We start from the raw sequence: 8,804 nt of genomic DNA on the forward strand, positions 1-8,804 counted from the left end.
CTATAATTATCTAGGAGGTAGATATGGATAAGATATATATATTTGATACAACTTTAAGGGATGGAGAGCAAGCTCCAGGTGCATCTTTAAATATAAAAGAGAAGATTGAGATTGCAAAGCAGCTTGAACGTCTCAATGTCGATGTGATAGAAGCAGGTTTCCCAATTGCTTCTCCTGGTGATTTTGAGGCGGTGAGTCTAATAGCTAAAAAAGTAAAGAAGCCTACCATCTGTGCTTTAGCCAGGTCTTTAAAGAAAGATATAGATGCTGCAGCCGGAGCTTTAAAGGGAGCCAAGAAGAGACGGATACATGTCTTCCTGGCTACTTCAAAGATACATATGAAGTATAAGCTGAAGAAAGCAGAAGATGAGATTCTAAAACAGGCGGTTAAGGCCGTTGAATATGCCGGGAAGTTTAGCGATGATGTTGAGTTTTCACCTGAGGATGCATCCCGTACAGAGAGAGAGTTCCTTTTCAAAATAATAGCCGAAGTGATAAATGCCGGAGCAGGGGTTGTAAATATACCCGATACAGTTGGCTATACAGTTCCGGAAGAGTTCTCTGACCTCATAACCCAGATAAATAAAAATGTGCCTAATATAGATGATGCAATTATAAGTGTCCATTGCCATGATGACCTGGGGTTATCCTGTGCTAATTCACTCTCTGCTGTTAAAGCAGGGGCTAGGCAGGTTGAGTGTACTATTAACGGAATCGGCGAGCGTGCAGGCAGTGCTCCTCTTGAAGAGATAGTTATGGCTATAAAGACAAGAGCGGATTTCTATAAGTCTAAAACTTCTATTAAGACAAAAGAGCTCTATAAGAGCAGCAGACTGGTAAGTCTTTTGATGGGAATAACTTTGCCTCCTAATAAGGCTGTAATAGGGGATAACGCCTTTAGCCATGAGTCCGGTATCCATCAGGATGGCGTATTAAAGATGCCTAAGACTTATGAGATTATGAGTCCAAGCGATGTCGGCTTTAAAGAGAGCAAACTTGTTCTGGGTAAGCATTCCGGCCGCCATGCATTTAGTAGAAAATTAGAAGAGTTGGGTGTTGAACTTAGTAAAAAGAAATTTCAGAAGGCATACGAGGAGTTCATAGCGCTTGCAGATAAGAAGAAAGAGGTCTTTGATGACGATATCATCGCTCTAATCGAGGATGAGATGAAAGAGGTACCCAAGGTATGGGAGTTTGTATATGTTCATACTGTGACAGGTTCCTCCACTATTCCTACTGCAACAGTAAAGTTAAGAAAGGATAAAAAGATCTATGAAGATGCTGCCTGCGGAGACGGCCCTATAGATGCCTGTTACAATACAATAGATAGGATTATAGGTATTAAGCCGAAGTTATTAAACTATAATCTTCGTGCTGTTACTTCAGGCCGTGATGCACTGGGTGAGGTTACAGTAAGGTTAAAACATAAAAATAGGGAGATTGTAGCGCGGGGAACTTCGACAGATATAGTAGAAGCTTCTACAAAAGCATATCTTAATGCTGTAAATAAAATAGTCTCCTAATGTCTCTCAATAGACAGATCTACGGTTTAGTCGGATATCCTGTCAAGCATAGCTTATCACCTTCTATGCATAATGCGGCTTTTGAGTATCTGGGCCTAAATGCAGAGTATAGGCTTTTTGAAGTAAAGCCGGATGATTTAGAAGATTTTTTAATCAACCGCAGAGATGTTTTAGGTTTTAATGTAACAGTTCCATATAAGGTTAAGGCAAAGGAGATCTTAGGCAAAGAGCTCTCTATAGCGAGAGATTTAAGTGAAGCTGAGATTGCGGTCTCTATAACATCTGCTATCAATACAGTCAAAAGAGAGCCTGAGCTGAAACTTTACAATACAGATGTTCTAGGATTTTCAAGGTCGCTAATAGAGGATTTAGGATTTGATAAAAAAGATAAAAAAGCCTTGGTTATAGGTTCCGGAGGTGCGGGCAGGGCTGTAATTGCGGGATTATCTGAAGAGAATAATAGTGCGAGTAAGATTTATATCTTTGAGATAGATAGAGATACTGCCTATAGTGTCAGCAGGCATCTCTTTGGCATAGAGAGACTTAAAGGTAAATTTGAGTTTATAGAGGGGCTTGAGATTCCCAGTATTATCAAAGAGTGTGATTTAGTAGTCAATGCTACAGCAGTTGGAATGAGAGACGGTGATGGGGTAGCGATAGACTTAAATCTACTCCATAAGGGTTTAAGCGTCTATGATGTTGTATACAATAGAGAGACTGCTTTAGTTAAAGAGGCGCGGTCTCTATGTATCTCTGTCTCAGATGGGCTGGGCATGCTTCTCTATCAGGGCGCAGCTGCGTTTGAAATATTTACAGGGGAAGATGCGCCGGTTAATATTATGAGAGAGGCGCTTTTAAAAGGAGCTAAGAGGTGATATTACTCATTTTTTTCTTAGGAGCATCTTTGGGGAGTTTTCTAAATGTATGTATATTGAGGCTGCCTCAGGAAGAGTCAGTTCTGCGGCCGCCGTCGCACTGCCCTAAATGTAAACATAGAATAAGATGGTTTGATAATATACCTATCTTAAGTTTTTTGGTTTTAAGAGCTAAGTGCAGGGATTGCGGGGCGGGTATCTCTATTCAATATCCTATTGTTGAATTAATAAGCGGATTAGTTCTGCTGTATTTTTACAATATCTATGGTATTAGTATTACTGCTTTTATCTTCTCTTTTTTCTTATATGGATTAATAGTTGCGGCTTTCAGTGATTTTCAGACCCGCTTAATTCCGGATGAAGTCAGTTTGGGGCTCTTGCCGGTTGGACTTATATTTTCGTTCTTTAATCCTGTTATAGAGAGTCTCTACGGCAGTAATCCTTTAATGGTCAGTCTTTTAGGGGCTGTTACCGGTGCTGCTATGATCTACTTAACAGGTCTCTTAGGTAAGATAGTCTTTAAAAAGGAGGCGATGGGATTTGGGGATGTTAAGTTTATGGCAATGATCGGCGCTTTCTTGGGCTGGAAGCTGATAATACTCAACTACTTTATTGCTCCATTTTTTGCTCTTGGCTACGGTCTCTATAGAAAGATCAGATATAAAGATGATTATCTGCCTTACGGTCCTTTTCTTGCAATTGCAGCTCTATCTGTCTTTATTTTTTATGATAAGCTGCTTGAGTTTTTCTTCTATCTTTGATAATACTAGATTTATAATAAGGAGGTATAGAGATGTTAAGGTTCTTAACCGCAGGTGAGTCTCACGGAAAGGCTCTCTCAGTTATTATGGACGGCTTTCCAGCAGGAGTAAAGATTGATACGGCCAGGATAAATTCTGAACTCTCAAGACGCCAGGTTGGTTATGGCCGCGGAGAGAGGATGAAGATAGAGAGAGATAAGGTTGAAATTATAAGCGGAATCAGTAAGGGTCTGACTTTCGGGGCTCCAATCTCAATCTTAATTAAGAATAAGGATTTTTCAATTGATAGAATGGCTGCAATAGATTCTCCCCGTCCGGGCCATGCCGATTTAGCAGGGGGTATGAAATACGGATTAAAAGATTTTAGGCTTATTCTCGAAAGAGCCTCAGCCAGGGAGACTGCCGCAAGAGTTGCGGCCGGAGCACTAGCCAAACAGTTTTTAGGCAACTTTGATATCTCTATATTCAGCCATGTTATTCAGATAGGAGGTGTAAGAGTAACAAAAAGAGTGACTATAGATAACATTCAGAGATTGGCTGAAAAATCGAAATTACGCTGCGTAGATTCTAAAGTAGAACTGGAGATGGTTAAGTTAATAGATAAGACCAGGGAAGATAAAGATTCACTAGGAGGGGTCTTTGAAGTTATAGCTAAGAGTCTGCCAGTAGGGCTTGGAAGCTATGTGCAGTGGGATTTAAGGCTTGATTCTCAGATTGCAGCAGGAATCCTATCGATTCCGGCAGTTAAGGCGGTTGAGATAGGAGATGGGGTTAAGAGTGCATCTCTATTCGGCTCAGAGGTTCAGGATGAGATAAGTTTCAATAAAAGTAAAGGGTTTAAGAGAGCTGCAAACAGAGCGGGGGGATTAGAGGGAGGTATTACAAATGGAGAACCTCTAATAGTCAGAGGTTATATGAAGCCCATTGCGACTCTATCTAAACCGCTAAGGTCGGTAAACATAAGGACTAAAAAAGAGGTCAAAGCTTTTAAGGAACGTGCTGATATTTGCGCTGTTCCTGCAGCCGGAGTTGTAGCTGAGAACATGCTCAGCTTTATAATAATGAGGAGTTTCCTGGATAAGTTCTCAGCTGATAATCTATCTGATATAAGAGCTAATTTTAAAAACTATCAAAAGCGCCTTAAGGATTTCTGATGAATCTTGTCTTAGTCGGATTTATGGGAACTGGAAAGACAGAAGTATCTAAAGAGGTTGCCGAAAGAGTAGGTATGCGTTATCTATCGATAGATAAGATGATAGAAGAGAGAGAGGGGATGAATATAAACGATATCTTCAAAGAGAAAGGTGAGGAGTATTTTAGAGAAGTTGAGAGAGATATAGTTAAAGAAGTTTCTTGTATGGATAGTGTTGTGATTGATGCCGGAGGCGGAGTTGTCTTAAACAATGAAAATATAGAGAACTTAAAGAGCTCCGGAGTAGTAATCTGCCTAAAAGCAAGGCCTGAAGTAATACTTCATAGAATGCGGAATAAGACCGATAGGCCTCTTTTAAACGTTAGAGATAAGCTCACTGAGATAAATGAGGTCTTGGATAGTAGAAGATTCTGTTATGATAAGATTGAAAAGTCTATTGATACATCAGATTTAACAATTGATGAGGTTGCGGAGCAAGTAAGAGTTATATTTAAATCTCTTATAGGTTAAATGGTAAAAAAGTTTCTGTTTATCCTTTCTTTTTTATTTGTTTTCGGTTTAGTCTCAGAGTTTAATCTAATTTCAGCTCAAAATAATAGAAGCGCGCTCTGCCTATTCAATAAAGAGAACTCTTCGGTAAGCAAAAAAGAGATAAGCAAGTTTTTAAAAGCAGCCCAGTTTTCATCGCTTAGATGGAGTAAAGAGTTAGAAGAGTATCTATATGAGGTTGATTATCTTATTCTCTCAAAAGGCAGCTTAGAAAATAGAGAGCAGGATATTATATTAGAGTTTTTAAAATCCGGCGGAGGTTTGGTGCTCTTCCTTCCTAAGGCATACGATGAGGCTTTTTTAAAGGAGATAGGGCTTAGAACATACGATATCTATGGAGATGATCTATCCGTTGAATATAATAGAGACTTTTTTAAGAGCCCAGTAGAGGGCAGCATATCTTGTTATAAAGGTGTTTTAGTAAAGACAGGGTATGGAGGTGATATAAGAGAACCGGACAGAGGTAATGTTTTTCCGGAGCGGATTCCGGTGAGGGACTTTAATATTCTCTCTAAGGTAGTAGATAGAGAAGGTAATTTTCTGGGTTCAAACATAGTCTTGGTTAAACATTGGATAAACCCCTGGGATTTAAAAGGCAGAGCTCCTCTGAGGTGGCTTATATTCTCTGGTAATGAGATAAATTTGACTAAAAGAGATTATAGAAGAATAAGTAAAGTTTTAAATAGAGATATTGTAATAAAAGATTTAAGCTCTATTTTTCCTCTATATTACCAGGGTGAAGATATCGGCCTATCTTTAAGCATATTCAACCCCCTAAAGGCTGATAAGCGGATAAGGTTTTTAATAGAGCTCTCATCTGATTCTAAAGTTATCTATTCAATCTATCAGGAGAGAGCTATTAAGGAAGGATTTAATAAGCTTGATTTTAAGGTTCAAAAAGACTTAACTGCAGGGTTCTATAAGATAAGATGCTCTTTAATGGAAGATAAGAGTGTTTATGATCAGTTTAATGCAGCCTTTCTTGTTGTTGATAAAAGCTGGGCTGATAAAGGGAGTGATCTTAAGGTCAAAGAAGATAAGATTCTAATTAACGGAAGAGAAGAGTTCTTATGGGGTATAAACTATTATGAGTCAAAGAGGGGAGAGTTAAACTGGGTCTGGCCCAACCTCTATTACATAGATAGAGATTTTAAGTTGATGCATGAGATGGGTCTTAAGATTGTAAGAGTCCATTACCATCATCCTAAGTGGTTTAAGGATTATTTGGAATCGATAGGCTCTGATATTATAGGGTATTTTCCTGATAAAGATTATCTTCCCGATGAATATGATTTAAGGATATTGGATAGCTTTATATATCTTGCCAAGATGAATAGTTTAATCATATCTTTAGACCTCTTTACTCTCCTGCCTTGTGAGATGGGTAATCCTAAGGGCTGGTTATCTTTAACCAAGAGAATAACCGATAGAGGAAAGATAGAGAAGCAGCTTGAATTTGTGAGGATAATTTCAAATAGATATAAAGACGTTAAAGGGATAAGCTGGGATCTCTGGAATGAACCCAGAGTACCTGAGGAATATAAAGAAGAGCTGAAGGCTTGGGTTAAGGAGATAATATCTGAGTTTAGAAAAAACGGGGATAACCATCTTATTACTTTAGGCGGTAATGATAGCCTGTTCTTAGAGGAATACCTGGATTATACCTCTTACCATACGGATAATGTTTTAGATTCGGTATCTTCCGCCAAACCTCTGCTTTTACAAGAGTTTTGGCTGCCTAGAGGTTTAGATGAGGAGCTCAAGCAATTAGAAGAGCTGGAAGATATAATAGTTAACCTTAAAGATAGCAATTATCAGGGTTTTATGCCCTGGCAGTGGACCAGGCAATCAAGGCTATGGGATAGATCAGACCCTGAGGAATGGGACGATGATTTAGGGCTAATTTTAAGAGAAGACGGCTCTTTTAAGCCTGCCGGAAAGTTTTTCTTAAATAATTTCTAAGTGTTGTAAAGCTGCTGAAAGCAGCAACTAATGTTTACAGATATGAGAAGTATGAATATTTACTTCTGGAATCCCTCCCCGACGACTTTGGTCGTAACCTGCCTAAGTATAATAAGTTATGTATATAGTCTCTTTGGTTATTATGTTGGCATAAGAATTGCTTATAAAAGCAGAGGTAAGTGAAATGGAAAGAAAAGAAGAAAAGCAAATTAACCAGAGCGAAAACAAGGAGGCAGGTAAAATGAAGAACAAAGGAATGAAAACAAAAGTCTTTTTAGCAGCTGGGGTGTTAGTTATGTTAGGGTGCGGTTTATTGCTGAAATTTAATAGCAATAGCAGGGATGCCGGGCTTACTCAGGCGGATAAAATAATGGAAGAGCTCTCTTCTATGCCGTCTATTGATAATGCAGAGGTGGCATTTAAGGGAGAGGAGTTTCAGGAAGAGAAAAAGGTAATCATAGCCTCAAAACCTAAAACTAAGAAGGAATCTTATGTTTTCTCTTCTGTAGATGTGTCTGAAGAACCGGGATATATTGATGATTTAAGATATTCAGGAATAGAGGTTAAGGAGCGTAAAGAGATGACTTCAGTTAGCAAGCTTGTTAGCCGTCATATGGAAAAGGAAGGGTTTCCCAGGATGGAGAAGAGCTTTGCTAAAGAGCTGCCTGATAATTTTGTAGCTGGGGATGTTATAGTTCAAAGAGTTGTCTGGGCAGAGGGCGGAGAGTATAAAGTTATATATGATACACTTAAGGTTGCAGAAGGTCAAGAACTTGAAACAATAGGAATACTTGAAGGAGATCCAGATATAGTAGCAGCTGAGGTAAATGCAGTAGTTAAAGTTGAGCTTGATAGACTACTTAAGGTTCAGTCTATGCCTGGAGAGCAATCAAGCAGAGGTATTATTAAAGTGCAGGGGTATAGAACAACAGATTACAACGACCCTGGTCTTACTAACCAGTGGGGCTTAACGAGAATAGAGGCGTTGGATGCCTGGAACATAGAAGAGGGGAAAGATACTGTTAAAATAGTAGTATTAGATTCAGGATGCAGGTTAGACCATCCTGATTTAGCAGCTAATATAAATTTAGCTGAAAGTTATGATTATGTAGATAGCGATAATATACCGGAAGATGAATTAGGGCATGGAACACGTGTTGCAGGTATTATTGCTGCTGTAGGCGGCAATGGGCTTGGTGGTAGTGGTGTTATGAGAAAAGGGAATCTGATTATATATAGAATTATATGCGACGGAGATTCTTCGGTAGATATGGCTACTTTTATTACTGCGATAAGTGATGCTATTTGTACTGGAGCTAAGATTATTAATTTGTCTCTTGGTATAGAAGAAGAAGCTATAATGAATTTAAATGCTGCAACTAGTCTTGCTATGGCGGCGGCTTTCAGTAATGAAAATGTGTTGTTTGTTGCCGCAGCAGGTAATGATACAGACGGCGGCATACTCTATCCTGCGCAATATTCAGAAGTGCTTTGCGTAGCTGCAACAGATATAAATGATGGGCGTTATGCAGGAGCTGCATATGGTGATAAAGTTGATTTATCAGCACCGGGCGTAAGAATATATTCAACTACGATGTCATTAAGTGATGAATATGGTTACAGGGGCGGTACATCTATGGCAGCTGGTTTTGTATCTGGAGTTGCAGGATTGCTGCTTTCAAAAGACCCTGGTTTAAGTACATCTCGGCTGAAAGAAATCTTAACAGATAGTGCAGATAAGTTTGCAACAGATGCTGAAGGTAGAGGTTCAGGCCGCTTAAATGCTAATAAAGCATTATTAAATGCTAATGAAGCATTATTAAAGATTGCATCAGGTGATACTCCATTAGAAATTACTGTTAGCCCTCTGGAGCCAATAGTAAATCAGCCAGTAATCTTTACGGTAGATTTAGCCAGCGCAGGTATTGATCCTGCTGCTTCCACCTTTAATTGGCTTTTTGATGATGGAGTTGCAACAATA

7 protein-coding genes are annotated in these 8,804 nt (G+C 39.1%); all 7 read left to right on the forward strand.

Annotated elements, in window-relative coordinates:
• The first annotated feature begins 23 nt into the window (after nt 1-23).
• Nucleotides 24-1,523: a 2-isopropylmalate synthase gene (locus tag P9L98_06225; GenBank protein MDP8216888.1), complete on the forward strand. Its 1,500-nt coding sequence runs from the start codon at nt 24-26 to the stop codon at nt 1,521-1,523.
• Nucleotides 1,523-2,398, forward strand: coding sequence for a shikimate dehydrogenase (locus P9L98_06230; GenBank protein MDP8216889.1), 876 nt, complete (start codon nt 1,523-1,525; stop codon nt 2,396-2,398). The genes P9L98_06225 and P9L98_06230 overlap by 1 nt, the downstream gene beginning before the upstream one ends.
• The gene (locus P9L98_06235; protein MDP8216890.1) at nt 2,395-3,159 is read left to right on the forward strand and encodes a prepilin peptidase; all 765 of its coding nucleotides are present in this window, start codon (nt 2,395-2,397) and stop codon (nt 3,157-3,159) included. The genes P9L98_06230 and P9L98_06235 overlap by 4 nt, the downstream gene beginning before the upstream one ends.
• A 32-nt stretch (nt 3,160-3,191) precedes the next feature.
• The gene (gene aroC, locus P9L98_06240) at nt 3,192-4,313 is read left to right on the forward strand and encodes a chorismate synthase (GenBank protein ID MDP8216891.1); all 1,122 of its coding nucleotides are present in this window, start codon (nt 3,192-3,194) and stop codon (nt 4,311-4,313) included.
• Nucleotides 4,313-4,822 (forward strand): shikimate kinase, encoded by a 510-nt coding sequence (locus P9L98_06245; protein MDP8216892.1) that lies wholly within the window; start codon nt 4,313-4,315, stop codon nt 4,820-4,822. The genes aroC and P9L98_06245 overlap by 1 nt, the downstream gene beginning before the upstream one ends.
• Complete coding sequence (locus P9L98_06250) at nt 4,823-6,823, forward strand: cellulase family glycosylhydrolase (GenBank protein MDP8216893.1); 2,001 nt, start codon at nt 4,823-4,825, stop codon at nt 6,821-6,823. It begins immediately after the preceding gene.
• A gap of 241 nt (nt 6,824-7,064) precedes the next feature.
• Nucleotides 7,065-8,804 (forward strand): S8 family serine peptidase (locus P9L98_06255; protein ID MDP8216894.1); only part of this gene is annotated, 1,740 nt, incomplete at its 3' end.

The sequence above is a fragment of the Candidatus Kaelpia imicola genome, assembly GCA_030765505.1.
Classification (GTDB): domain Bacteria; phylum Omnitrophota; class Gorgyraeia; order Kaelpiales; family Kaelpiaceae; genus Kaelpia; species Kaelpia imicola.